At 60.4% G+C, this 24,372-nt stretch carries 28 protein-coding genes; 22 read left to right on the forward strand and 6 right to left on the reverse strand.

Annotated elements, in window-relative coordinates; translation table 11 throughout:
* Nucleotides 1-39 precede the first annotated feature (39 nt).
* The 4 genes from NUV89_RS07965 to metG all read right to left on the reverse strand — a co-directional run bounded on the left by NUV89_RS07965 (nucleotide 40) and on the right by metG (nucleotide 4,390).
* A complete protein-coding gene (locus NUV89_RS07965) occupies nucleotides 40-222 on the reverse strand; it encodes a PA3496 family putative envelope integrity protein (RefSeq protein ID WP_257780890.1) in 183 nt (60 codons plus the stop codon).
* Nucleotides 223-329: 107 nt separating this feature from the next.
* Nucleotides 330-968, reverse strand: a complete 639-nt coding sequence (nth, locus tag NUV89_RS07970) for an endonuclease III (RefSeq protein ID WP_124526112.1) — start codon at nucleotides 966-968, stop codon at nucleotides 330-332.
* 93 nt (nucleotides 969-1,061) lie between these two features.
* Nucleotides 1,062-2,225 carry an electron transport complex subunit RsxB gene (gene rsxB / locus NUV89_RS07975; protein WP_374684466.1) on the reverse strand — a complete coding sequence of 388 codons (1,164 nt, stop codon included), beginning with the start codon at nucleotides 2,223-2,225 and terminating at the stop codon, nucleotides 1,062-1,064.
* 113 nt (nucleotides 2,226-2,338) lie between these two features.
* Nucleotides 2,339-4,390 carry a methionine--tRNA ligase gene (metG, locus tag NUV89_RS07980; RefSeq protein ID WP_257780892.1) on the reverse strand — a complete coding sequence of 684 codons (2,052 nt, stop codon included), beginning with the start codon at nucleotides 4,388-4,390 and terminating at the stop codon, nucleotides 2,339-2,341.
* A gap of 172 nt (nucleotides 4,391-4,562) precedes the next feature.
* Between metG and apbC the strand changes: the two genes are divergently transcribed.
* Nucleotides 4,563-5,657: an iron-sulfur cluster carrier protein ApbC gene (apbC, locus tag NUV89_RS07985; protein ID WP_257780893.1), complete on the forward strand. Its 1,095-nt coding sequence runs from the start codon at nucleotides 4,563-4,565 to the stop codon at nucleotides 5,655-5,657.
* A 487-nt stretch (nucleotides 5,658-6,144) separates the two neighbouring features.
* On the opposite strand, the gene fdxA is transcribed toward apbC, so the two are convergent.
* On the reverse strand, nucleotides 6,145-6,468 hold the full coding sequence (gene fdxA / locus NUV89_RS07990) for a ferredoxin FdxA (protein ID WP_017738276.1): 324 nt from the start codon (nucleotides 6,466-6,468) through the stop codon (nucleotides 6,145-6,147).
* A gap of 143 nt (nucleotides 6,469-6,611) precedes the next feature.
* Nucleotides 6,612-9,203: a DNA mismatch repair protein MutS gene (gene mutS, locus NUV89_RS07995; RefSeq protein WP_257780894.1), complete on the reverse strand. Its 2,592-nt coding sequence runs from the start codon at nucleotides 9,201-9,203 to the stop codon at nucleotides 6,612-6,614.
* A 197-nt stretch (nucleotides 9,204-9,400) separates the two neighbouring features.
* On the opposite strand from mutS, the gene NUV89_RS08000 reads away from it, so the two are divergent.
* The 21 genes from NUV89_RS08000 to recX all read left to right on the forward strand — a co-directional run bounded on the left by NUV89_RS08000 (nucleotide 9,401) and on the right by recX (nucleotide 24,313).
* Nucleotides 9,401-10,135: an XRE family transcriptional regulator gene (locus NUV89_RS08000; RefSeq protein WP_207039880.1), complete on the forward strand. Its 735-nt coding sequence runs from the start codon at nucleotides 9,401-9,403 to the stop codon at nucleotides 10,133-10,135.
* 595 nt (nucleotides 10,136-10,730) lie between these two features.
* A complete protein-coding gene (locus NUV89_RS08005; protein WP_017738272.1) occupies nucleotides 10,731-11,060 on the forward strand; it encodes a phage holin family protein in 330 nt (109 codons plus the stop codon).
* Nucleotides 11,061-11,080: 20 nt separating this feature from the next.
* Nucleotides 11,081-11,596 (forward strand): hypothetical protein, encoded by a 516-nt coding sequence (locus NUV89_RS08010; protein WP_257780895.1) that lies wholly within the window; start codon nucleotides 11,081-11,083, stop codon nucleotides 11,594-11,596.
* Between the two features lie 3 nt (nucleotides 11,597-11,599).
* A complete protein-coding gene (locus tag NUV89_RS08015; RefSeq protein ID WP_257780896.1) occupies nucleotides 11,600-12,211 on the forward strand; it encodes a phage baseplate assembly protein V in 612 nt (203 codons plus the stop codon).
* A gap of 9 nt (nucleotides 12,212-12,220) precedes the next feature.
* Nucleotides 12,221-12,553, forward strand: a complete 333-nt coding sequence (locus NUV89_RS08020; RefSeq protein ID WP_017738269.1) for a phage baseplate protein — start codon at nucleotides 12,221-12,223, stop codon at nucleotides 12,551-12,553.
* Entirely contained in the window at nucleotides 12,550-13,545 is a 996-nt protein-coding gene (locus NUV89_RS08025) for a baseplate J/gp47 family protein (RefSeq protein ID WP_257780897.1), read from the forward strand. Before NUV89_RS08020 ends, NUV89_RS08025 begins: the two co-directional genes overlap by 4 nt.
* Nucleotides 13,542-14,171: a phage tail protein I gene (locus tag NUV89_RS08030; RefSeq protein ID WP_257780898.1), complete on the forward strand. Its 630-nt coding sequence runs from the start codon at nucleotides 13,542-13,544 to the stop codon at nucleotides 14,169-14,171. Before NUV89_RS08025 ends, NUV89_RS08030 begins: the two co-directional genes overlap by 4 nt.
* Entirely contained in the window at nucleotides 14,172-15,614 is a 1,443-nt protein-coding gene (locus NUV89_RS08035) for a phage tail protein (protein WP_257780899.1), read from the forward strand. It abuts the gene before it with no gap.
* A gap of 9 nt (nucleotides 15,615-15,623) precedes the next feature.
* Nucleotides 15,624-16,016, forward strand: coding sequence for a phage tail assembly chaperone (locus NUV89_RS08040; RefSeq protein WP_257780900.1), 393 nt, complete (start codon nucleotides 15,624-15,626; stop codon nucleotides 16,014-16,016).
* Between the two features lie 81 nt (nucleotides 16,017-16,097).
* Nucleotides 16,098-16,289, forward strand: coding sequence for a hypothetical protein (locus tag NUV89_RS08045; RefSeq protein WP_017738263.1), 192 nt, complete (start codon nucleotides 16,098-16,100; stop codon nucleotides 16,287-16,289).
* Nucleotides 16,290-16,291: 2 nt separating this feature from the next.
* A complete protein-coding gene (locus NUV89_RS08050; RefSeq protein WP_257780901.1) occupies nucleotides 16,292-17,458 on the forward strand; it encodes a phage tail protein in 1,167 nt (388 codons plus the stop codon).
* A complete protein-coding gene (locus tag NUV89_RS08055; protein ID WP_257780902.1) occupies nucleotides 17,458-17,964 on the forward strand; it encodes a phage major tail tube protein in 507 nt (168 codons plus the stop codon). The genes NUV89_RS08050 and NUV89_RS08055 overlap by 1 nt, the downstream gene beginning before the upstream one ends.
* Before the next feature lie 154 nt (nucleotides 17,965-18,118).
* Nucleotides 18,119-18,691, forward strand: coding sequence for a phage tail assembly protein (locus NUV89_RS08060; protein WP_017738260.1), 573 nt, complete (start codon nucleotides 18,119-18,121; stop codon nucleotides 18,689-18,691).
* 128 nt (nucleotides 18,692-18,819) lie between these two features.
* Nucleotides 18,820-19,914 (forward strand): glycine zipper domain-containing protein, encoded by a 1,095-nt coding sequence (locus NUV89_RS08065; RefSeq protein WP_257780903.1) that lies wholly within the window; start codon nucleotides 18,820-18,822, stop codon nucleotides 19,912-19,914.
* Complete coding sequence (locus tag NUV89_RS08070; RefSeq protein ID WP_257780904.1) at nucleotides 19,914-20,297, forward strand: phage tail protein; 384 nt, start codon at nucleotides 19,914-19,916, stop codon at nucleotides 20,295-20,297. The genes NUV89_RS08065 and NUV89_RS08070 overlap by 1 nt, the downstream gene beginning before the upstream one ends.
* Complete coding sequence (locus NUV89_RS08075; RefSeq protein WP_257780905.1) at nucleotides 20,290-20,502, forward strand: tail protein X; 213 nt, start codon at nucleotides 20,290-20,292, stop codon at nucleotides 20,500-20,502. Before NUV89_RS08070 ends, NUV89_RS08075 begins: the two co-directional genes overlap by 8 nt.
* Nucleotides 20,503-20,511: 9 nt before the next feature.
* Nucleotides 20,512-21,522, forward strand: coding sequence for a contractile injection system protein, VgrG/Pvc8 family (locus NUV89_RS08080; RefSeq protein ID WP_257780906.1), 1,011 nt, complete (start codon nucleotides 20,512-20,514; stop codon nucleotides 21,520-21,522).
* A 21-nt stretch (nucleotides 21,523-21,543) separates the two neighbouring features.
* On the forward strand, nucleotides 21,544-22,101 hold the full coding sequence (locus NUV89_RS08085; RefSeq protein ID WP_257780907.1) for a glycoside hydrolase family 19 protein: 558 nt from the start codon (nucleotides 21,544-21,546) through the stop codon (nucleotides 22,099-22,101).
* A gap of 92 nt (nucleotides 22,102-22,193) precedes the next feature.
* The gene (locus tag NUV89_RS08090; RefSeq protein ID WP_257780908.1) at nucleotides 22,194-22,694 is read left to right on the forward strand and encodes a CinA family protein; all 501 of its coding nucleotides are present in this window, start codon (nucleotides 22,194-22,196) and stop codon (nucleotides 22,692-22,694) included.
* 84 nt (nucleotides 22,695-22,778) lie between these two features.
* Entirely contained in the window at nucleotides 22,779-23,837 is a 1,059-nt protein-coding gene (gene recA / locus NUV89_RS08095) for a recombinase RecA (protein ID WP_017738252.1), read from the forward strand.
* Between the two features lie 8 nt (nucleotides 23,838-23,845).
* A complete protein-coding gene (gene recX / locus NUV89_RS08100; RefSeq protein ID WP_026136987.1) occupies nucleotides 23,846-24,313 on the forward strand; it encodes a recombination regulator RecX in 468 nt (155 codons plus the stop codon).
* The last annotated feature ends 59 nt before the right edge of the window (nucleotides 24,314-24,372 follow it).

Consider the following 24,372-nt stretch of genomic DNA (forward strand, 5'->3'; position numbering starts at 1 on the left):
AGCCTCCGTCAGGGAGGCTTCTGGTCGTCAACGGGCAGGTCAGAGGTCGAAGTCGTAATCGGCCAGTTGTTTTTGCAAGCGTCGCTCTTCCAGAAGATTGTCGATAGTGCGACGTTTGCTCAGATTGGTCTTGGCTACCTCCGCAACGGGGGCTTCGCCATCGTCCTCCGACTCTGCAGCGAGGTCGTCTTCTACATCCAGTTGTTCTTTGCCAGTGCTCATAAGGTTCACTCCGGGCTAAGACTGCCGTTGGCGCTCCTTATAACGATAATCCATGAATGGGTAAAAAAGATTTTTTCAATCGACTGATCGAAAAAAACAATGATTACTCAATCGTCCGACGTCTTGTCCTTGTATTCACACAGGTCTTCGATGCGACAGCTGCCGCAGCGCGGCTTGCGCGCCTGGCAAACATAGCGCCCGTGCAGGATCAACCAGTGGTGGGAGTCGAGTAGATAGGGCTTGGGCACGAACTTCATCAACTGGGTTTCCACCTCCACCACATTCTTGCCGCGGGCGATGCCCGTCCGGTTACTGACCCGGAAAATGTGGGTGTCCACCGCCATGGTCAACTGGCGGAATGCCGTATTGAGCACAACGTTGGCGGTTTTGCGGCCTACACCGGGCAGCGCTTCCAGGGCTTCACGTGTTTGCGGCACTTCACCGCCGTGCAACTCCACCAGCATCCGACAGGTCTCGATGACATTCTTGGCCTTGCTGTTGTACAGGCCAATCGTCTTGATGTATTCGGACAACCCATCGACGCCCAGGGCATGGATCGCCTCCGGTGTATTCGCCACCGGGTACAGTTTGGCCGTGGCCTTATTCACGCCCACATCAGTGGATTGTGCCGACAGGATCACCGCAATCAACAACTCGAACGGCGAAGAGTAGGCCAGTTCGGTTTTCGGTTCTGGATTGTCTTCGTGAAACCTGCGGAAAATTTCCAGGCGTTTTACGGCGTTCATGGGGCAGGCAGTTCCTTGCAAACGGTCGGCGTAATGGTGAAAAGGGGTTCCAGGCTTGTAACCCTATAATCCACAACCTCATTAGGATAGAGGTCAGGTGCCGACATGGGTATCGACCTGGCGCTGCGCCTCTTCCAGTTTGTGTTGCGCCGCAGCCAGCGCTTGCGCACTGGTGCCCGGTTGGCGCTGTAACTTGCTGACATCCGCACGGGCGTAGGCCAGGGCGGTTTTCAGCTGGCGCAGTTGGGCGTCGATGGGGCGTTTCTCCACGCGCTGCAAGTCGGGGCGGGGTTGCGCGGAGATCGCCTCGACGTCATGCAGGGCTTGCTCGGCAGCGGTCAATGCCGCGCTGAGCGTTGCCAGTTGTTGATCGTCGGCGTGCTGCTCTTGAGCCTTTTTCAACTCGGCGCGCCGCATGGCCAACTGGATTTTCGCGCGCTTGAGCTCTGGGTCTTTGTTGGCAGGCAGCGGTGACGGGCTGTTCGCTTCTAGCGCCGCGAGTGCTTGCTCCGCAGCTTCGAACTGGTGTTGCAGGACGATCAGTTGCGATTGTTGCTCAAACGTTGGCGGATGGCCGAAGGCTTTCAAGGATTTATGCAGCTGCGCACGGCTCATGGCGACGCCGATCTTGGCTTTCTTGATCGCTGCATCCGAGGCCGCTTGCCCTGCATCTGCGGGTGCAGCATGCGTCGGCACCGCGCGCTTGGCCCGTGCCAGTCGCTCTGCTAGCTGGCGTTGTTCCTCCCGCTGCAAGCGCGCGTTGCGCTGTTCAAAACGCCGCCGCGCCCGGTCACGCTTGAGGCTGCGTGCGTGCTGTTCGTGTTCGTTGGCCGCCAATCCGCCCACCATTGGCACTAGCTCGACCAACGGCCGCATATCGATGCAGTCGACCGGGCAAGGCGCCACGCACAGGTCGCAACCCGTGCACTCGTCGCTGATTACCGTGTGCATCAGTTTGGCGGCGCCCACGATGGCGTCCACCGGGCACGCCTGGATGCATTTGGTGCAGCCGATGCACTCGGCTTCGCGGATGTAGGCAACCTGGGCTGGCGCTTCGCCACGGCTGGTGTCCAGCGTCAGCACAGGGACGCTCAGCAGGTGTGCCAGGCCGACGATCGTCTCCTGACCACCCGGCGGGCACTTGTTGATCGCCTCGCCTTTAGCGATGCCTTCGGCGTATGGCTTGCAGCCCGGATGCCCGCATTTGCCGCATTGGGTCTGCGGCAGCAGCGCGTCGATACGTTGAATGAGGTTCATGCTGGGATCATTGGCATGCCGGCTAAACAAATAGAGCCTGATTATCCGGCAAGCGAGAAGAGGGGACTAGCGGAAAAGCCCCATCGCCGAAGCGACAGGGCTGTTTTGCAGGCTTACTTGATGCGTTGACCTGGCTTGGCGCCGCTGTCAGGGCTCAGCAGGTAGATTTCTTCACCGCCAGGGCCAGCCGCCATCACCATGCCTTCGGAAATACCGAATTTCATCTTCCGAGGCTTGAGGTTGGCAATCATCATGGTCAGGCGACCATCCAGCTTGGACGGGTCCGGGTAGGCACTCTTGATCCCGGAGAACACGTTGCGTTGCTCATCACCGATATCCAGTGTCAGGCGCAGCAGCTTGTCGGCACCTTCCACGGCTTCGGCCTTGACGATCAGCGCGACACGCAGGTCCACGGCGGCGAAAGCGTCAAAGTCGATTTCCGCAGAAATCGGGTCTTTGGCCAGTTCACCATTGCCAGCGGGGGCAGCCGAACCGGTGTCGGTCTGGCTGGCGACCAGGTCTTCTTTCGAAGCGTCGGTCATGGCCTGGACTTTGACCGGGTCGATCCGGGTCATCAGTGGCTTGAACTCGTTCAGCTGGTGGTTGCTGAGCAGGCTGGCGTGGTCGTTCCAGGTCAGCGGCGCGACGTTGAGGAACGCCTCGGCGTCGGCGGCCAGCAATGGCAGCACCGGCTTGAGGAAGATCACCAACTGGCGGAACAGGTTGACACCCGTGGCGCAGATCGCCTGGACTTCAGCCTGCTTGCCGTCCTGTTTGTTCAACGACCACGGTGCCTTGTCGGCGATCCAGGCGTTGGCGCGGTCGGCCAGGCCCATGATTTCACGCATGGCACGGGCAAAGTCGCGGGCTTCATAGGCGTCGGCGATGCTTGGCGCGGCGGCCAGGAACGCGTCGGTCAGTTCTGGCGCAGCGTTCTCGGCCACCAGCACACCGGCGTTGCCCTTGTGGATAAACCCGGCGCAACGGCTGGCGATGTTGACGACTTTGCCTACGAGGTCCGAGTTGACCTTCTGTACGAAGTCTTCCAGGTTCAAGTCCAGGTCATCGACGCCACGGCCCAGCTTGGAGGCGTAGTAGTAGCGCAGGTATTCCGGCGACAGGTGGTCCAGGTAGGTGCGCGCCTTGATAAAGGTGCCACGGGACTTGGACATCTTCTGGCCGTTGACTGTCAGGTAGCCGTGCACGGCAATGGCGGTCGGCTTGCGGTAGCCCGAGCCTTCGAGCATCGCTGGCCAGAACAAGGCGTGGAAGTTGACGATGTCCTTGCCGATGAAGTGGTACAGCTCGGCGGTAGAATCCTTGTTCCAGAACGCGTCGAAGTCCAGTTCCGGCGTGCGATCGCACAGGTTCTTGAAACTGGCCATGTAGCCGATTGGCGCATCCAGCCACACATAGAAATACTTGCCCGGCTCGCCTGGGATCTCGAAGCCGAAGTACGGCGCGTCGCGGGAGATGTCCCACTGTTGCAGGCCGCTGTCGAGCCATTCGGCGAGCTTGTTGGCCACGGCATCCTGCAGGGTGCCGCTGCGGGTCCAGGCTTGCAGCATCTGCTGGAAATCCGGGAGCTTGAAGAAGAAGTGCTGGGAATCCCGGAGTACCGGGGTGGCACCGGAGATAGCCGACTTCGGATCCTTCAACTCGGTCGGCGCGTAGGTTGCACCGCATTTTTCGCAGTTGTCGCCGTACTGGTCTTCGGTGCCACATTTCGGGCAGGTGCCCTTGATGAAGCGGTCGGCCAGGAACATTTTCTTTTCCGGGTCGAAATACTGGGTGACCGACCGCTGGTCGATATGCCCGGCTTCTTTCAAGCGCAGGTAGATCTGGCTCGACAGCTCGCGGTTTTCTTCGGAGTGGGTCGAGTGGAAGTTGTCGAAGTCCACCAGGAACTCGGCAAAGTCGGCGCTGTGTTCAGCCTGCACGTTGGCGATCAGTTGTTCCGGGGTGATGCCTTCCTTTTCGGCGCGCAACATGATGGCCGAACCGTGGGCGTCGTCCGCGCAGACATAGATGCATTGGTTGCCGCGATGCTTCTGGAAGCGCACCCACATATCGGTCTGGATGTACTCAAGCATATGGCCAAGATGGATGGAACCATTGGCATAGGGCAGGGCGCTGGTGACGAGGATCTTGCGTGGCTCGGACATGGGGCTCGGCTACTTGATGAAACGGAGGTCGGCCACTATAAAGCGCTGGGAAATATATTTCACCCCGTGGAGCTGTTTCAGCATCTTCCCGGCCTGCGAAAGCATGCCGCTGACCGGCGGGAACGGTTAGGATAGCCGCCTGTTTCAGTCAGTCTTTTTTCGGGAGTAGCCCATGAGCGCCGTCAATCGCGCAGCGGTGGAAGCCGTTCTTCGCCAGTACACCGACCCTTATTTGAACCAGGACCCGGTCAGTGCCGGCTGTGTACGTGCCATCGAGGTACAGGGCGACCACGTGTCGGTCCAGCTGGAGCTGGGCTATGCCGCCGGCCTGTTCAAGAACGGCTGGGCACAGATGCTGCAGATGGCCATTGAAGGCCTCGACGGCGTGCGCTCGGCCAAGGTCGATATCCAGTGCGTGATTGCGCCACACAAGGCCCAGGCGCAGATCCCGGGTCTGGTCAACGTCAAGAATGTCGTCGCCGTCGCCTCCGGCAAGGGTGGCGTGGGCAAATCCACCACCGCGGCTAACCTGGCCCTGGCCCTGGCCCGTGAAGGCGCGCGCGTGGGCATCCTCGACGCCGACATCTACGGCCCGAGCCAGGGCGTGATGTTCGGCATCGCCGAAGGCACACGGCCCAAGGTCAAGGATCAGAAGTGGTTTGTGCCGATCGAGTCCCACGGAGTGGAAGTCATGTCCATGGCCTTCCTCACCGACGACAACACGCCAATGGTCTGGCGCGGGCCGATGGTCTCCGGGGCCCTGCTGCAACTGGTCACCCAGACGGCCTGGGGCGATTTGGACTACCTGGTGATCGATATGCCGCCAGGCACCGGTGATATCCAGCTGACCCTGGCACAGAAAGTCCCGGTGGCCGGTTCGGTGATCGTCACCACGCCGCAGGATCTGGCTTTGCTCGATGCCAAGAAGGGCGTGGAGATGTTCCGCAAGGTCAATATCCCGGTGCTGGGTGTTGTCGAGAACATGGCGGTGCACATCTGCTCCAACTGCGGCCACGCCGAGCATCTGTTCGGAGAAGGCGGCGGTGAGAAGCTGGCCACTCAATACGGTGTTGAACTGCTGGCCTCGCTGCCGCTGTCGATGCTGATTCGCGAGCAGGCTGACGGCGGCAAGCCCACCGTTGTGGCCGAGCCTGACAGCCAGATCGCCATGATCTATCAGGAACTGGCCCGTCATGTGGGCGCACGCATCGTCTTGCAGGAAGCCGCGGCGCCGGCAATGCCGACGATTACTGTCAGCGACGACTAAGGGATGTGAAGGGAAAAAGCCTCGACAGTGTCGGGGCTTTTTCATGCCCGCAAGATGCCCAGGACATGGTCGTTACGCTTTTGCGCAATTGCTCGTGTAAGCATTTGCTTACTTTTTCGTAAGTGTTTGGTTTTTTTACCGGACATGTACGTCCCGAAACGCTGAGAGTTTTTTTTAACGCATTGAAATACAACAATTAATTAAATCTGGTTGAGGGTTTTTGTGTGTCAGTCCACGGGTTGGATCCCGTTGAACTTCCCTTGGAAGTCTCTAAGATCAGCCCTGTGTCCACGGATTGACACAGCCATCAAGGAACGATGGTTTGAAGGAACGTCGCAGGATGCGATTCATCAGGATGATGAAAAGGAATACAGGGACTAGGGAAAAAATGTGGGCGGGTCATACCGCCCCTTTTTTTTGCCTGCAGAAAAGTCCCCGGACGCAAAAAAGGCCCCTAAGGGCCTTTTTTTGTTTGGCGGCGGCGCTGTTAGCGCTCGAGGTCTTTGATCTTGCCTTTGACGCCATCCCACTCTGCTGCATCCGGCAGCGAGTCTTTCTTCTCAGTGATGTTCGGCCAGATTTCCGCCAGCTCGACGTTCAACTGAATAAATTCCTGCATCTCTGCCGGGACTTCGTCCTCGGAGAAAATCGCGACGGCCGGGCATTCTGGTTCACACAGGGCGCAGTCGATGCACTCATCCGGGTGGATGACCAGGAAGTTCGGGCCTTCGTAGAAGCAGTCCACCGGACATACTTCCACGCAGTCGGTGTACTTGCACTTGATGCAGTTGTCGGTGACGACGAAGGTCATTTCTAATTCTCTCCTCAGGCGGCGGCAGCGAAACCCTTTGTGGCAGGGCTCGCGAGGTTCGGGAGCGATAGTCTGCAGGCCAGGCTAAAAAGCCCGCAGCATCCCAAACCGCGCGAGAGTCTACCAGCTTGCAAGCGTCAGCGTTATATCCGAACCTTCAGTGCATATAACATTTCGAGCGCTTTGCGCGGCGTCAAGTCATCCAGGTCAAGCTTTGCCAACTCTTCCAGCACCGGATGGGGCAGGGTGGCGAACATATCGCTCTGGTGAGGAGCTGCACTTTTGCTCGCGGCCTTGGCTGGGCTGGCGACCACGGTTTCATGGGGCAGCGCTGTAGTTTCCAGGCGGCTGAGGTGCTCGCGGGCGCGGCTGATCACGATGTTCGGCACGCCGGCCAGTTGTGCCACCGCCAGGCCGTAGCTCTGGCTGGCCGGCCCAGGCAACACGTGGTGCAGGAACACGATGCGCTCGTTGTGCTCGGTGGCATTGAGATGCACGTTGGCCACCAGCGGTTCGCTTTCCGGCAATACGGTCAGTTCGAAATAGTGGGTGGCAAACAGCGTATAGGCACGCAGGTGCGCCAAACGCTCGGCCGCCGCCCAGGCCAGGGACAGGCCGTCGAAAGTGCTCGTGCCGCGACCGACTTCGTCCATCAGCACCAGGCTGCGTTCGGTGGCGTTGTGCAGGATGTTGGCGGTTTCGCTCATTTCCACCATAAAGGTCGAACGGCCGCCGGCCAGGTCATCGCTGGAACCGATCCGCGTGAAAATCCGGTCCACCAGGGACAACTCGCAACTGGCCGCCGGCACAAAGCTGCCGATATGCGCCAGCAGCACGATCAGTGCGGTCTGACGCATGTAGGTGGATTTACCGCCCATGTTCGGACCGGTGATGACCAGCATGCGGGTGTCATCGTCCAGCGCCAGGTCGTTGGCGACGAACGGTGTGGTCAGTACTTGCTCGACCACCGGGTGGCGCCCCTGCACGATGCGCATGCACGGCTCGCTGACAAAACGCGGGCAGTTCAGGTCAAGGTTCAGCGCGCGCTCGGCGAGGTTACTCAACACATCCAGCTCGGCCAGGGCGGCGGCGGTATCTTGCAACGGCGCCAGTTGGCCGATGAGGTCTTCGAGCAGGGCTTCATACAGCATCTTTTCCCGCGCCAGCGCACGGCTTTTGGCCGACAGCGCCTTGTCTTCGAACTCCTTGAGCTCCGGCGTGATAAAGCGCTCGGCACCCTTGAGGGTCTGGCGACGCTGATAGTCGATAGGCGCCGACTCGGCCTGCTTGCTCGGCAGTTCAATAAAGTAGCCGTGTACGCGGTTGTAGCCGACTTTCAAGTTGGCCAGGCCGGTACGGGCTTTTTCGCGGGCTTCCAGGTCAATCAGGAACTGCCCGGCGTTTTCGCTGAGGGATTGCAGCTCGTCCAGCTCGCTGTCGTAACCGGTCTTCAACACGCCGCCGTCACGGATAATCGCCGGGGGGTTGTCGATGATGGCTTTTTCCAGCAGTGCCGCCAGCTCCGGGTAGGTGCTGGTGGTCACGGCCAACTGTTGCAAGTGTGGCGTTTCCAGTTCGGTCATCGCCGCTTGCAGTTGCGGCAGGGCGCCGAGGGCATCGCGCAGGCGCGCCAGATCGCGGGGCCGCGCATTGCGCAGGCCAATCCGCGCGAGGATGCGCTCGATATCGCCGATTTCCTTCAACTGCGGTTGCAGCTTCTCAAAGCGGTAACCGTCCAGCAGGCAGGTAATAGACGACTGACGCGCCTGCAGCACGCTCAAGTCTCGTAGCGGACGGTTCAGCCAACGGGTCAGCAAGCGGCTGCCCATGGCGGTCTGGCAACGGTCGACGACCGATTGCAGCGTGTTGTCGCGGCCGCCGGACAGGTTGGTGTCCAGCTCCAGGTTGCGCCGGCTGGCGCCATCCAGCACCACGGTATCGTCCAGGCGCTCATGACGCAGGGCGCGCAAGTGCGGCAGGGCGGTGCGCTGGGTTTCCTTGGCATAACCGAGCAGGCAACCGGCGGCGCCGATGGCCAGGGTCAGGGTTTCGCAACCGAAGCCCTTCAAGTCCTGCACGGAGAACTGTTGGCACAGGCTTTTCAGCGCCGAGTCACGCTCAAAATCCCACGGCGCACGGCGCTTGGCCCCACGACGTTTTTCCGCTGGCAGGTCCTTTGGCCAATCATCCGGGATCAACAACTCCACCGGGTTGATACGTTCCAGCTCGGCCAGCAGGTTTTCCCAACCCTTGATCTCCAGCACAGTGAAATTGCCGCTGGTGATGTCCAGCACCGACAGGCCGAACAAACGCTCATCGCCCAACACCGCGGCAATCAGGTTATCGCGGCGCTCATCCAGCAACGCCTCATCACTCACCGTCCCCGGTGTAATAATGCGCACCACCTGGCGTTCCACTGGCCCCTTGCTAGTGGCCGGGTCGCCAATCTGCTCACAGATCACCACCGACTCGCCCAGCTTCACCAGCTTGACCAGATAACCTTCCAGCGAGTGGTATGGAATCCCACACATCGGAATCGACTGCCCAGCCGATTGCCCACGGGCGGTCAGGGTGATGTCCAGCAGCTTGGCGGCCTTCTTCGCGTCTTCGTAGAAGATCTCGTAGAAGTCGCCCATGCGATAGAACATCAACTGGTCAGGGTGCTGGTTCTTGAGGCGCCAGTACTGCTGCATCATCGGGGTGTGGGAGGACAGGTCGGAAGTGTTTTTACTCATTGGGTAGTAGGCAAATTCGTTAAAGGAGTGGGGCAAAGGGGGCGCTCGGCCCTGCTGATTTTGCGATGGCCGCAAGGTTAACACGCGAGGTCGGGGCTTCGCAGGTCACAAGCAGATAGGGGCAAGGCGGTAATAAATGCAATAAATATGCAATTTTGCATTTGCCAACCCAAAAAACACTCGTCACTATCCGCGCTATGCAAAAACGCAACGTTTCTATCGTCTTACGAGAACTGCTGGACCGCGACCGGATCTCCCCCATGGAGCTTCACCGGCGCACCGGTGTGCCTCAATCCACGCTGTCCCGGATCCTCAGCGGCAAGATCGTCGATCCCTCGGACAAACACATCTCGCGCATCGCCGAGTACTTTCGCGTCAGCACCGACCAACTGCGCGGGCGCGTAGCCATCGGCGCCTTGCGCGAAGACCTGCGTGACCCAACCCATTCGGAACTCAAGGACATTAGCCTGTGGGACGACGACACCCCCGTGAATGATGACGAGGTGTCGATCCCTTTTCTGCGCGAGGTTGAATTGGCTGCTGGATCAGGAAGATTCGTCATCGAGGAAAGCGAGAAAGCCAGTCTGCGGTTTGGCAAGCGCAGCCTGCGGCATAACGGTGTGCAGTTTGACCAGGCCAAGTGCGTGACCGTGCGTGGCAACAGCATGCTGCCCGTGCTGCGTGATGGGGCGACGGTTGGGGTCAACGCGGGCAAGAGCGGGATTGGCGATATCGTCGATGGCGATTTGTATGCCATCAATCACAACGGTCAACTGCGGGTGAAACAGCTCTATCGCCTGCCTTCCGGGATTCGCCTGCGCAGTTTCAATCGCGATGAGCACCCGGACGAGGACTACAGTTTCCAGGACATCCAGGATGAGCAGATCAGCATTCTTGGCCATGTGTTCTGGTGGGGCATGTACGCTCGCTAACCCTCTTGTGTAAGGCAAAACCCGCCAATGCGCGGGTTTTTTTTCGCCTGGCAAAAGCAGGCTAACCCCATGCCTGCATGGCTTTCTATGCATTAGCGCAATTACCCTGCGAAAATAAATGCATCTGCGCATTGACTGTATATGCATACATGCATATTCTCCATCTCAAGCCAGGCAAGTAGGCTTGGTGGAGGCGGCAAGGATGCTGCCAAGGAAGACAAGGAAGGCACGCAACATCGGCAAGGACGCCATCACAGCGATGGCAAGGACGCCAGGTAATACCGGCAAGGATGCCGACGCTCTTTAGTTACACCGCATGACAAGAACAGGCAGCGATGAACCGGCCTCAACGGTTCAGAGGGTTGGCAACTGGCCCGGGTGTGCAGCGTAAAGCACCAGAAGCAGTTATCCGGCAGACAGGGATCGTGGTCGGAAAAACATCGAGGGAAGAACCGTACCGCGCCAGTAGCGCCGACAGTTCGCGGGACGCATTGCTGAAAAGCCTGGGCAACCGGGCTTTTTGGAATGCCCACCGACATACGGAAGTATCCAAACCCCGGCACTGTGCCGGCATTGCTCAGCCAGGAGGCGTGATATGACAAACGAGCAGCAAGCGTTAGCGGAAATGCCGATCTGGCTGGTGATCGTACTGGCCCTGATCGGCGGGGTCAGCGGTGAAATGTGGCGCGCCGACAAGGAGGGCGCCCGGGGCTGGTCGCTGGTACGCCGCCTGGCCTTGCGGTCTGGGGCGTGCATGGTCTGCGGGGTCTCGGCCGTGATGCTGTTGTATGCCGCGGGCCTGTCGGTCTGGACCGCCGCCGCCCTGGGTTGCCTGACCGCCATGGCTGGCGCAGACGTGGCCATCGGCCTTTATGAACGTTGGGCGGCCAAGCGTATCGGCGTCAACCGCCCGGATCAGCAGTAACGCTGCAAGGACGCAACAAGATGACCTCTATCGAAAAAACTTCCCAACTGCCCATGGCGATTGCGGACGCGCTGAAGAGCGCTTTCCCACAATTGCGTGTCGGTAATCACCAAGACTTCAGCGGCTCCGGCGATCAGACCGGCGTGCTTGTCAGCATGGAGCGCAATGGCCCTGGCGTGCGCTCCCTTGAGGGGCGCAAGGCGCATGTGCTGGCGGTTTCACTCAAGGTCACTGTCGCCACCGGGGCCGCAGCGTTTGATGCGTGCGACCTGGCCAGCCAACTGATGGACCTGGCCCTGGACAACCGCTGGGGCCTGCCGCCGGATCAGTGCGATTTGCCCATGGCCATCGTCGCTGCACCTTCCGCGCTGAACGGCGTGGAAACGGACTACGACACCTGGACCGTGTCCTTCAGCCAAACCCTCTACCTCGGCCCGCGCCTCCTCGAAGATCCCACAGGCAAACCGTTATTTGCCCGCACTTGGGAAGTCTCCGACATCAACGATCCGGATCAATATCGCCCACTCCAGGAGTAGTCCATGTTCGACGCATTGCTACGCATGCAACTCGGGCCGATTGTCGAGCGCCTGGTAGAAATGGAAACCCAGCTCGAAGACCTGTATCGCCGTGCGGAAAGTTTCTGCCGGATTGGCGTGTGCCAGGAGGTCGACGCCGCCAGCAACACCTGCAAGGTCAGCCATGGGGATTTGCTCAGCCCGGCCATCCGCTTTTTCAACCCCAGCGCCGGTTCACAGACTGAAACCCGCATTCCCTCGGTGGGTGAGCAATGCCTGTTGCTCAACTATGGCGGCGGGGAAGGCGGAGCACAGTCCGTGGCCTTGTTCGGCCTCAACAGTAATCTGTTTCCGCCGGTCTCCGGCGTGGCCTCGTTGACCCGGCGCCGCTATCAGGACGGCACCCAAAGCGACTATGACGATGCCAGCCATACGTTCAATTGGAGCAACGGGCCGACCACTGTCAGCGGCTCCCGTGAACAGCTGAACGTGACCGTCGGCGCCGCCACGCTGGCGCTGACCAAAGACAGCATCACCCTGCAACTCGGCGCCAGCGGCTTGCTGCTGGATGCCAAGGGTGTGCATTTGAGCGGCCCCGTGGTGGACCACCACGGCCGCGTGATCAGCAGCGCATAAGGATTTGCCATGATCGGAATCGATAGGAACAGCGGGGCAGCGGTCGATGACTGGCTGCAATTCGTCCAGCGCGCCACCCGAGCGCTGACCACCCCCGTGGGCACTCGCCAGAAGCGCCCGTTGTACGGCTCGAAGATCCCGCAACTGCTCGGCCAGAACCTCGGCGATGACTTGTTGATCCTCGCCCAGAGCCACGCCGCCGACGCGTTCTACAACGCGCAGAACGGCATCACCGACTTTCAACCCCAGGTCATCGTCGCGACCCGCCAGGGCGCCGGCTTGCTGCTGCGTTTTGCCGGCACCTGGAAAAACCGCCAACAATCCTTCGAGGTCGTCACATGAGCATGCTGATCCCTGGCCAGAACCAACTGGCGGAACCGGCGATTATCGCGGTCGACGCCTTCGAGCCGCTGTTGGCGGAGTTCAAGGCGTTTGTCGTCGACTACGTGGCCACCCGAGCGCCGCAGAGCGCGGCCAAGCTCAAGCTCAGCCTCGACAATGAAAGCGAGCTGCTGACCCTGGCCCTGGAAGCGTTTTGCGTACGCCTGCAAACCCACGAACGCCAATACAATGCGCGCATCAAGCAGATGCTGGCGTGGTGGGCCACCGGCAGCAACCTGGATGCGCGCCTCGCGGACATGGGCCTGGAGCGCCAGGTACTCGACCCTGGCGACCCGGCCGCGTTCCCGCCTGTGCCGCCGATTCTGGAAAGCGACGATGATGCTCGCCTGCGTTATTACCTGGCGCCCCACGCCCCAGCGGCGGGCTCGCGCATGCAATATCGCCGCGAAGTGTTCACCTTGGGCGAGCGGCCAGCGGTCAAGGTGCAAAGCGCCGCGCCGGGCGTGGTGACGGTCAGCTATACCTTCAACCCGGACGGCTATGCTGCGCGGATCAAGGATGGCAACGGTCGGCGTACCGCGCCTGGCGAGGTGATGGTCACCGTGCTCTCCCGGGACGGCGATGGCAGCGCCTCTGCCGATTTGCTTGACGGCGTGCGGCGACATTTCGCACGGCCCGATGTACGACCGGAAACCGATCTGGTCACCGTCCAGGGCGCGCAGATCCAACGCTACAAGATCCGTGTGGTCGCCAAGATCAACGCGGGCCCCGATTCGGGGTTGACCCAGGTTGCCGCGCAACAGCTGCTGCAAACCTACGCCGATTCCTGTCATCGCCTGGAAGGGCGGGTCGATCCGAGCTGGATCGACTACGCCATCCACAGCGCCGGCGCTGCGCAACTGCAAATCCTTGAACCGCTGGCGCCGATCATCAGTTCGGCATTCCAGGCCCCGTACTGCACGGGCGTCGAGGTGGAGGTGCGCACGCTATGAGTGAGCCCAAGACGAGCCTGTTGCCCGCCAACAGTTCACCCCTGGAAAAGGCCCTGGACCTGGGCTTCGGCTATTTGCTGGAGCGGGTCACGCCGCCGTTCCCCCAACTGATGGACCCGGATCGTACGCCGGCGGCGTTTTTGCCCTACCTGGCAGCGGACCGCGCGGTGAACGAATGGAGCACCACCGCCCCCGAGGCCGAGAAGCGCCTGACGGTCAAACTCGCCTGGCCCACCGCTCGCCAGGCTGGCACTCGCCAAGCCCTGGAAAACGCCATCAAAGGCCTGCAACTACGCGCCGAAGTGCGCGCCTGGTACGAGCAGAAACCGCGAGGTGTGCCCTACAGCTTTGCCGTCCGGGTCTGGACCGAATTGCCCTACAGCGAAGCCACTGACCTGCGACTTGATCGACGCCTGGCCGATGCCAAAAGCGAGCGCGACATCTTCTCGGTCTCTGTCGGCCTGAGCGCGTCGGGCCGCCACAGCATCGGCGGCGCCACGCTGTGCGGCGAACTCGCGACGATTTACCCAAATGTGCTGGCCGGCGTTGAGGCCACGGGCCGCGCCTGTTTGGCGGCCGGGCTCTACACCGTCGAAACCACCACCCTTTATCCACAGGAGCATTAAATGGCTGACTATTACACCCTGCTCACCAACGCGGGGCTCGCCTACGAAACCGCCTGCAAGGCTGCGGGCGTGCCGATCAAACTGGCGCAGATCTCCGTCGGCGACGGCAACGGCGCTGTCTATAACCCTGATGCCAGTGCAAAAGCGCTGAAACGCGAAGTCTGGCGCGGGCCATTGAACGCGCTGTTTCAAGATGAAAAAAACGCCAACTGGCTGATGGCTGAGGTCACCATTCCGTCGAATGTCGGCGGCTGGTATGTGCGGGAAGCCGGGCTGTGGACGGACAGCGGGATCTTGTATGCCATCGTGAAATATCCGGAGTCGTACAAGCCGGTGTTGACGACGTCGGGGGCGGGCAAAGAGTTTTACATTCGCTCGATTTTCGAGACGACCAATGCCGCCAATGTGACGTTGTTGATTGATGACACGGTGGTGAAGGCGACTCGGGCGTGGGTGGTGGATTACCTGGCGCAGCAGTTGGCGAAGGGGTCGTATACCAGGGCAGAGATTGAAGCATTGATCGCCAAGGCTTCAGCGTTGCCGGTCGGCGCGATGGTGCCGTTTCCGCTTGGAATCGTGCCGTCGGGGTATCTGGAGGTGGATAACAGCCTGTTCAAGGATTCTGTTTATCCAGACTTGGCTGCGTATCTGGCGAAGAAATTCAACGTTGCGAGTGATGCAGCTGGGTTCACCCGGTTGCCGGAGTCGCGAGGGGAGTTTTTCCGGGGTTGGGATCATGGGCGGGGCGTTGATGCGGGGCGTGCGGTTGCCAGTTTCCAGGCGGATGCGTTCAAGAACCACACCCATACGCCGCCCAATCAAACTGGCATCAGTTCTGCGGTTGGCGTCGCTGGCGTTAAGGCTCTCGGCGGTTCCGTTTTTGATTTCCTTCAGGACGTCGGGTACACCGGCGGTAATGAAACCCGTCCGCGCAACCTGGCGGTGATGTGGTGTATCAAGGCCTGGAGCGCGCCGATCAATCAGGGAACTATTAATGTTTCGGCGTTGGCGCCTTTGGCGGTTCAGGCGACGGAAATCAATCAAGGCACTGTGAAAGTTGCAACTCAGGCACAAGTGAATGCCGGGGTGGACGATGCAGTCGTTGTAACCCCCAAAAAACTGCGCGCCGGGTTTTCAATTTCACTCGGTATGCCTGGGCATATCGCATTTCCTTCTTGGTTGGGCGGGTTGGTTATCCAGTGGTTTAAAGGGCCCGTCAGCGGTCTTGAATCAGTCGCTTATCCCGCGGTCAGTTTTCCTCTCGCATTTCCCAATGCATGTCTGATCTCTTCTGTCTCGACCATGGGTAATGACACGGTGTTTTCTGACCAGATGTTCCAAGTCAGTAGCTGGAACAAAGAGACCGTCAAACTATTTCCTCAGTGGTTCGGTACCGCGAACCAAGGGCTTGTCTTTCCGCTGGTGATTGCAATCGGTTATTGAGGAGGTGCCATGTTTTATTCACCGTCTACCCACGGGCTTTACTCGTTGTCGCTGCATGGCAAAAACATGCCGGCCGATGTGATTGAAATGTCGGAAAAGGAATATGCGGATCTCAGCGAACGGGGTTTCGCCATTTCGGATCCTGGTGTTTCTCCAACCATTGAAGATGTTGTCGCTCGGGAACGAGCCTGGCGCGGTTATGAGTTGTCGTCAGTGAAATGGCTGCGTGAGCGCCATCGCGATCAGCTTGAAATTGAAGTTGCTCCAACGCTCTCCGAGGCGCAGTTCAAAGAACTGCTGATGTATATGCAGGCGTTGCGCGACTGGCCTCAGTCGCCCGACTTTCCGAACAGTGAACATCGGCCTGTTGCACCGTCGTGGATCGCCAACCAAACCGAATAAACGCCCCGCACTGACGGGGCGTTTTCTTTCCAGATCCAGAACCCCGCCGCCTTGAGCGGCTTTTTTGTGCATGGAGTGCATATGCCCACCCGCCAAACCTACACCGTCCTCATCCCATTCCCCACCCACGCCGGCCACTGGTCTGTCGTCGGCGAGGAACTCGACCTGCTGGACGTCGAAGCAACCGCCTTGCGCACCGCTGGCCGTCTGGAACTGACCAGCGTCCTCAACGCCACCCCGGCCCCAAAGGCCACCACCGAGAAGGCTGACTAATCATGGCTGAGGTTTTGAACTTCGAGCACAACGGCATCACCGTCAACGCGACCGAATCTCCCGAGGCCATGGGCGGCCTGGGCGATAACGTGATCGGCCTGGTCGGCACCGCGCCGAAGGCCCACGCGTCGATCCCGAAAAATTCGCCGTTCCGTATCAACAGTTTCACCGCCCAGGCGTTGCTGGATCCTACAGGCAGCGAGTCGGGCACGTTGTTTCATGCGGTGTACCAGATCCTCAAGGTGGTGAAGGTGCCGGTCTACGTGGTGATCGTGGAGGAGGGCGCAACGGCGGCCGATACCCAGAACAACGTGATCGGCGGCGATGAGCCGGTCACCGGTCGCAAGCTGGGCCTGGCGGCACTGGCCAGCGTGCCGGAAGACCTGACCATCATCGGCGCTCCAGGCTTCACCGGCGCCAAGGCGGTGGCTGGTGAGTTCGCCGCTTTCGGCAAGCGCATCAAGGCCCGTGTGGTGCTGGATGGCAAGGACGTGGCGGTCGCCGGCCAAGTGACCTACAGCGGCGAACTGGGCGGTGCCGACCTTGGCTTCGACCGTTGCCTGCTGGTGCACAACATGCCGTCGGTGTACTCCAAGGCGGCGAAGAAGAATGTGTTCCTCGCGCCGTCGTCCCTGGCCATTGCTGCATTGGCCAAGGTCAAGCAGTGGGAAAGCCCGGGTAATCAGGTGACGTTCGCCGAGGATGTTTCCCGCGTGGTCGAGTACAACATCCTCGACACCTCCACCGAAGGCGACCTGCTCAACCGCTACGGCGTGAGCTACTACGCCCGGACCATCCTCGGCGGTTTTTCGCTGCTGGGTAACCGCTCCATCACCGGCAAGTTCATCAGCTATGTCGGCCTGGAAGATGCCATCAGCCGCAAGCTGGTCAAGGCCGGCCAGAAAGCCATGGCCAAGAACCTCACCAAGTCCTTCATGGACCAGGAGGTCAAGCGCATCAACGACTGGCTGCAAACCCTGGTCGCCGACGAAACCATCCCCGGCGGCAGCGTGTACCTGCACCCGGAACTGAACAGTGTCGAGAAGTACAAGAACGGCACCTGGTTCATCGTCATCGACTACGGCCGCTACGCGCCGAACGAACACATGATTTATCAACTCAATGCCCGCGATGAAATCATCGAGCAGTTCCTGGAGGACGTTCTCTAATGTTTACCAACCGAGTCAGACAGGCCATTGCGGCCACCCTTCAAGGCCTGCCGTTGTCCGCGACGGTGGAGGAATTCACCCCGCCGACGATCGAGTTCGAGATGGAGCCCATGTCCGGCGGGCGCTTTATCGCCGAGGAAATGGCCAAGAGCGGCAAGGTGCTCAATGCCACGTTGATCCTGCAAGGCGCCGGCCCGGAAATCATGCTGGCCCTGGGTGTGCGCCTGGGTGACGACATCCTGCTGAACGTGCGCGAAGCCGGTCAGGACCAGGACGGCAAGACCTATTTCACCTACCACACGGTCGGCGGAAAGCTCAAATCCCTGGCGGAAGCCAAGCTGAAAATGGGCGACAAGGCCACCACTACCCTGGTGCTGTCCTGCCGCACCTACAACCGCCTGGAAAACGGCATCCCGGTGATCGACATCGACGTGCGCACCCAGAAGTTCGTGCTCAATGGCGTCGATATTCTCGGCGACGCACGCCGCGCCGTGCTGATGCCTTAGGAATGATCGCGGTCCCTGTGGGAGCTGGCTTGCCTGCGATGGCCACACCTCGGTCTATCTGAGAAACACCGAGTCGCCTGCATCGCGGACAAGCCCAGCTCCCACAGGAATCGGCGCCCGCCCTTTTTTACAACGTTACCCAAGGAATTGCCCCATGGCCTGGATGCCACCGCTGCACCGCCTGCTCTCGCCGATCACCGCCGACACTGGCGCGACGATCGAGCAGGTACAACTCAAGCCGCTGTACTACGCCGCGCAAAAAGACGCGCTGGCCCGGGCCGGTGATGATGAGGACGATCAGTTCTTCGAACTGGCGAAACTCGCCACCGGCCTGTCGGAAAAAGAGCTCGACCAACTCAAGCGCCCGGACTACGTGACCATCGCCCAATTCGTGCATGAGATGTCGACCCGTCCTGCGTCGTTCTTCCTCGGCGAGCCGGCGCCATCGAGCCACGAACAACCGGTCCAACTGCTGCTGCCGGTGGATGCCGCCGGTCGCACCCACACCGCACTCGACCTGGAAATGCCCGCCCTGCGCGCGACCAAGGTGATGAAAAAACTCGCCACCGCCAAGGACCGCGCCGAATTCATTACCGCCCATTGCACCGGGCTGATGATCCCCGATCTCGCCGGCCTGACCGTGCCCGACTGGACGGGGTTGCAGGAGCGCATTGACGATTTTTTAAATCAACCGGCGGCCTTCTTTCGCAACGGGACATTGACGTAATCCTCGATGTGGTGCCGCTGGTTTACTCGGTCAATGAAGCGGAGATCCTGGAATGGGACGCCGCCAAAGCCATGCGCCGCTACGACATCGCGATCACTCGCCTTGGCGTCAAACAGGAGTAGAGCGGGATGCAAGACACGAAATATGGGATGAGGCTCGCCCAGGAGGACTTGCGCTGGATGATCGGCGACGCCGACCTTGGCAATGTGCTGGCGCCGTTTTCCGCCAGTGCGGCGGCCCCCGTAAGCCTGGAGGCGGCCGCGCAGCCGCAGGTGGAACTGCGCTCTGCGTTGGTCACGCTGAGTGTGGATATCAACGCCTTGGCCCAGGAAAACGTGCGGCTGCGCGAGACGTTGGAGACGCTCAACAGCACGCTGTTCATCAACGGCGATGCGCTGCTGCCCAAGGCTGCCGATGTGGCCGCGAGCGCGCCGAAGGACCAGCCCAAGGCGGCCGACGAAGGCTTGTGGGGCACGATCAAAGACAAGTTCATAGAAAAAGCGGTTGATCTGGCCATGGACGCGGCCGTCAATAAACTCAAAGAGCTCAAAAAAAACGGTGGGCACAGCACAGTAAGGCGCAGTCTGCCCAAGCGAAAGCGCCAGGCCTTGGGGGGCCTGTCAAACAGCTTTCAGCCGGGGGCGGGCCAGTCATTTGCCGGGGCCAGCGTGGCAGCTAGCGCACCCAACCTAAGCGCAGGCGCCTTGGCCGATGCTGTCGGCACACTGCAATCCGTCGGCATGCGCCGGCTTGGGCCATTGAGAGCCGCCGCAGCTGCCCTGGACGTGATCCAGGGCGTACGCAACGGCGACGCCAACGCCATCGGCTCCGGCCTGAGCACGGCGGGCGGAGCGTGGGCGGGTGCCTCTGCGGGGGCCGCCATCGGTACGCTGGTTCTTCCCGGCGTCGGTACAGCGGTCGGCGGCGCAATCGGTGGTTTGCTGGGCAGCGAAGCGGGCGCCTGGCTGGGCGACAAACTGTTCGGCCGCAGTGATCGCCTGCCGGCGCCCGATGCCGTGAGCAAAGAGCTCAACAGTGCCCGCACGGATAACGTGCAGGTGTCCATCGCGCCGAGTATCCAGATCACCGGTGTGAACCCTGCCGATGCCCAACAGGTGGTCAGCCAGGTGATCCACGCCCTGCAATTTCAATGCATGCCGATGGTCACGGATGCGCTGGGAGTCCGCCGTAATGTGGCTCTCGCCGACCCAGGAGGTGATTGATGCGACAACAGATGGTTTTGGGCGATTTCATTTTTGGTTTGTCCCGAGGCTTTGCCTATGCCTCGCTGATCCGCAACAGCGACGGCGGCTGGAGCGACCTGGCGATTATTGCCAGCAAGCCGCAATCGCGGCAGAGCGGCCAGAAGCTGGAAAAACTCACCTTCAGCGGCAAGGCCATGTACGCCATCGGTATGCAACGCCTGGATGAGTTGCGTGCCTTGCAAGGCTTGCGCACACCGTTGCCGCTGGTGGATGGCATCGGCCGCAACTGGGGCCTGTGGCGCATCAATTCGGTTCAGGAAACCCAGAGCAACGTGATCGATGACGGTACGGCGATGCTGATGACCTGGACCCTTGAGCTGGAGGAATTCGTCAATGCGTAGAGTACGAAGTATCGCCGGTGACTCGGTCAACCTGCTGCTCTACCGCGAGCTGGGGCGTTGCGATGATGCGGCCGAAGAAACCCTGTGGCGCCTGAACCCCACGCTTGCCGAGTACGGCCCTGTTTTGCCGGCGGGTGTGTGGGTAATCGTGCCGGAAATGCAAGCGCGGCCAGCTGCGCTGCGCCCCGTTCTGGCGTGGGATTAAGGAGGCTGCATGACACAGGGATTTACACCCATCGTGGAGTTTTACGGCGCCAACGCGGCACTGCTCAACCAACGCACCCTGCGCTGGAGCCATACCGATGGGGTCGGCATTCAATCTGACCGGTTGGAACTGACCCTCAATATCGAGGGGCTGGAAGGCCTGCCGAGCATGAGCGGCAAGATTGGCTTGCGCGTGGGTTACAAAGAGACGGGGCTGGTGGAAAAAGGTCAGTTTCTGATCAGCCAGCGCACCCCCGTGCTGTTTCCCCTGCGCTTGCTGATTGTCGCCACAGCGGCGCCCTTCAGCGAACAGGACGCGAGCGGCTATCGCCAGCGTCGATCGGCCAGCTATGGGCCCACCACGCTGGGCGTGCTGTTTCGCCAACTGGTCAGCCGGCATGGGTTTTCGCCGCGTGTGGCGCCGTCGCTGGAAAACGTTCCGGTGCCGCATATCGACCAGTCCAATGAAAGCGACATGGCCTTCATTACCCGGCTGGCCAAGCGTTATTGCGCGATCACCAAGCCGTTCAACGAACTGTATGTCCTCGCCGAAGCCGGCAAAACCCGGACCTTGACCCTGCAACAGTTGCCGGAGGTGAAATTGTCCGTGACCCAGGACAATCGCCCCGGTGATCCAGCCTTTATCACCGCCACGCTCAACGACAAGACGCGCGCGAAATACCAGGGCAGCCGTGTCACCTGGTGGGATGCGGCGGGAGGCAAGCAGCATGTGGTTGAAGTGGGCATTGCGCCGTTCAAGGCCGTGCGCCAGCGCTGTCAAAACGCGGCGGAAGCCCGTGCCGTCGCTGAAGCCGAACTGCGCAGGGCTGGGCGCGAGGGGTTGGAGTTGGTGATCGATTGTCCTGGCAATCCTTTACTGGCAGCCGAAGGGCTGTTGCGGCTCGATGAGACCTGGCCGGCTTACATGCAGGGGCGGTGGTCGATCACCCAGGTGGTGAATGCGAACGATCCGGTGGCGGGGTATCGCAGCTCCATCACCGCCGGCGGTTTGTCGGAATAGGCACTTTTCAGGGAGCGATTGATGCAGATCACACGGGCGCAACTGATTCAAATCCTGCCGGGAGCCCGCCTTTTTGCGGGCATTTTTTTGCCTGGGTTCAATGCCGCGTTTGCCCTCTATGGGATCGACAGTGCCCGACGCGTCGCTGCGTTTATCGCGCAAATCGGCCATGAGTCCGGTGAATTGCGCTACGTACGCGAACTTGGGAGCGAGCAGTATCTGAGCAAGTACGACACGGGGCTATTGGCCGCGCGTCTGGGTAATACGCCCGAACAGGACGGCGATGGCCAGCGGTACCGGGGCCGTGGCCTGATCCAGATCACCGGTCGGCGCAATTATCTGGCCTGTAGCCAGGCGTTGTTCGGTGACGATCGTTTGTTGCGGGAGCCGACGCTGCTGGAGCAGCCGCACTGGGCCGTCGCCTCGGCTGCCTGGTTCTGGCAGAGCAACGGCCTGAATGAGCTGGCCGACAAGGATCAGTTCACCACGATCACGCGGCGTATCAATGGCGGGCTCAATGGGCTGGAGGAGCGCTTGCGGCTGTGGGCGCGGGCGAAGACGGTGCTGTGGGTTTCTTAGGTGCTTTCCAGCTGCTTGAGACAGTCCGTCACTTGCACGCGCGATTGGCTCCTGTAGGGTAGGCGAACCCCCGCCCAAGACTGGAGACGACCGTGAAGGAAATCACTCAACTGGCTGCTGAACTAGGTCGCCGTTTGCAGGTGCTCAACGCCCACGTCACCACCGCCGAGTCCTGCACCGGCGGCGGTATTGCCGAAGCGATCACGCGGATTCCGGGGAGTTCGGCCTGGTTCGAGGCGGGGTATGTCACCTATTCCAATCGCCAGAAGACCCGGCAACTGAATGTGCCGGAAACCTTGTTTCCGAAAGTGGGCGCCGTCAGCCAGGAAGTGGTGGAAGCGATGGTCCGTGGTGCCCAGGAAAAAAGCCTGGCGCGCTTTGCCGTGGCGGTCAGCGGTGTGGCGGGGCCGGATGGCGGTTCGCCGGACAAACCGGTGGGCACTGTATGGCTCGCGTTTGGTGTCGGTGATGACGTCAGCGCCGAGCTTGAGCACTTCACCGGCAACCGCGATGAGGTCCGCCGACAAACGGTAAAGGCCGCGCTAGAGGGCTTGTTGCGACGAGCTGCAGCAGAAATAGAAAATCAGGGGTAGGCGATCCCCGATCTTTGTGGAACAATACTGTCTACTTATACAGGTGTTGGCCGCTCCGGCCTTATTGATTACGTGAGGACTTTAATGGACGACAACAAGAAGAAAGCCTTGGCTGCGGCCCTGGGTCAGATCGAACGTCAATTCGGCAAGGGTGCCGTAATGCGTATGGGCGATCACGACCGTCAGGCGATCCCGGCTATTTCCACTGGCTCTCTGGGTCTGGACATCGCGCTCGGCATTGGCGGGTTGCCAAAAGGCCGTATCGTTGAAATCTACGGTCCTGAATCTTCCGGTAAAACCACCCTGACCCTGTCGGTGATTGCCCAGGCACAAAAAATGGGCGCCACCTGCGCGTTCGTCGATGCCGAGCACGCCCTCGACCCTGAATACGCTGGCAAGCTGGGCGTCAACGTTGACGACCTGCTGGTTTCCCAACCGGATACCGGTGAGCAAGCCCTGGAAATCACCGACATGCTGGTGCGTTCCAACGCCATCGACGTGATCGTGGTCGACTCCGTGGCAGCCCTGGTACCCAAGGCTGAAATCGAAGGCGAAATGGGTGACATGCACGTGGGCCTGCAAGCCCGTCTGATGTCCCAGGCGCTGCGTAAAATCACCGGTAACATCAAGAACGCCAACTGCCTGGTGATCTTCATCAACCAGATCCGTATGAAGATCGGCGTGATGTTCGGCAGCCCGGAAACCACCACCGGTGGTAACGCGCTGAAGTTCTACGCGTCGGTCCGTCTGGACATCCGCCGTACTGGCGCGGTGAAAGAAGGTGACGAGGTTGTTGGTAGCGAAACCCGCGTCAAAGTCGTGAAGAACAAAGTGGCCCCGCCTTTCCGTCAGGCCGAGTTCCAGATTCTCTACGGCAAGGGTATCTACCTGAACGGCGAGATGATCGACCTGGGTGTGCTGCACGGTTTTGTTGAGAAGTCTGGCGCCTGGTATGCCTACAACGGCAGCAAGATCGGCCAGGGCAAGGCCAACTCGGCCAAGTTCCTTGCGGAAAACCCGGATATCGCTGCCACGCTTGAGAAGCAGATCCGCGACAAACTGCTGACTGCCGCACCAGACGTGAAGGCTGCCGCCAACCGCGAGCCGGTTGCAGAAGTCGAAGAAGCCGACACTGATATCTGAAGCAAACGATGACAGTTGTACTGGATACACTCGTCGCCGTTCGGCGCACTGCGATGGACCTGCTCGCTCGCCGCGAGCATGGTCGAGTCGAGCTGACGCGTAAGCTGCGTCAGCGCGGCGCGGAGCCCGAGATGATCGACACCGCTCTCGACCGTTTGACGGAAGAAGGGCTGCTGTCGGAAGCCCGTTACCTCGAAAGTTTTGTCTCCTATCGAGCCCGCTCTGGCTACGGCCCGGCGCGGATTCGTGAAGAGTTGAGCCAGAGGGGTCTGCAACGTGCTGATATCGACCTTGCGCTGCGTGAGTGTGGAATCAGCTGGCAGTCGCAGTTGGAAGAGACCTGGCGGCGCAAGTTTTCTGGCCATCTGCCTATTGATGCCAGGGAGCGTGCGAAACAAGGTCGCTTCCTGAGTTATCGCGGATTCTCGATGGAAATGATTAGCCGCCTGCTAAGCGGCCGGGACATGGACGACTGAGTTGTTATGTAGTGAGGGAGCCTATTGTGGCAAGGGCGCTTGTTGTGATGAGGGCGCTT

It is taken from the genome of Pseudomonas sp. 18.1.10, from assembly GCF_024655625.1.
Lineage (GTDB): Bacteria > Pseudomonadota > Gammaproteobacteria > Pseudomonadales > Pseudomonadaceae > Aquipseudomonas.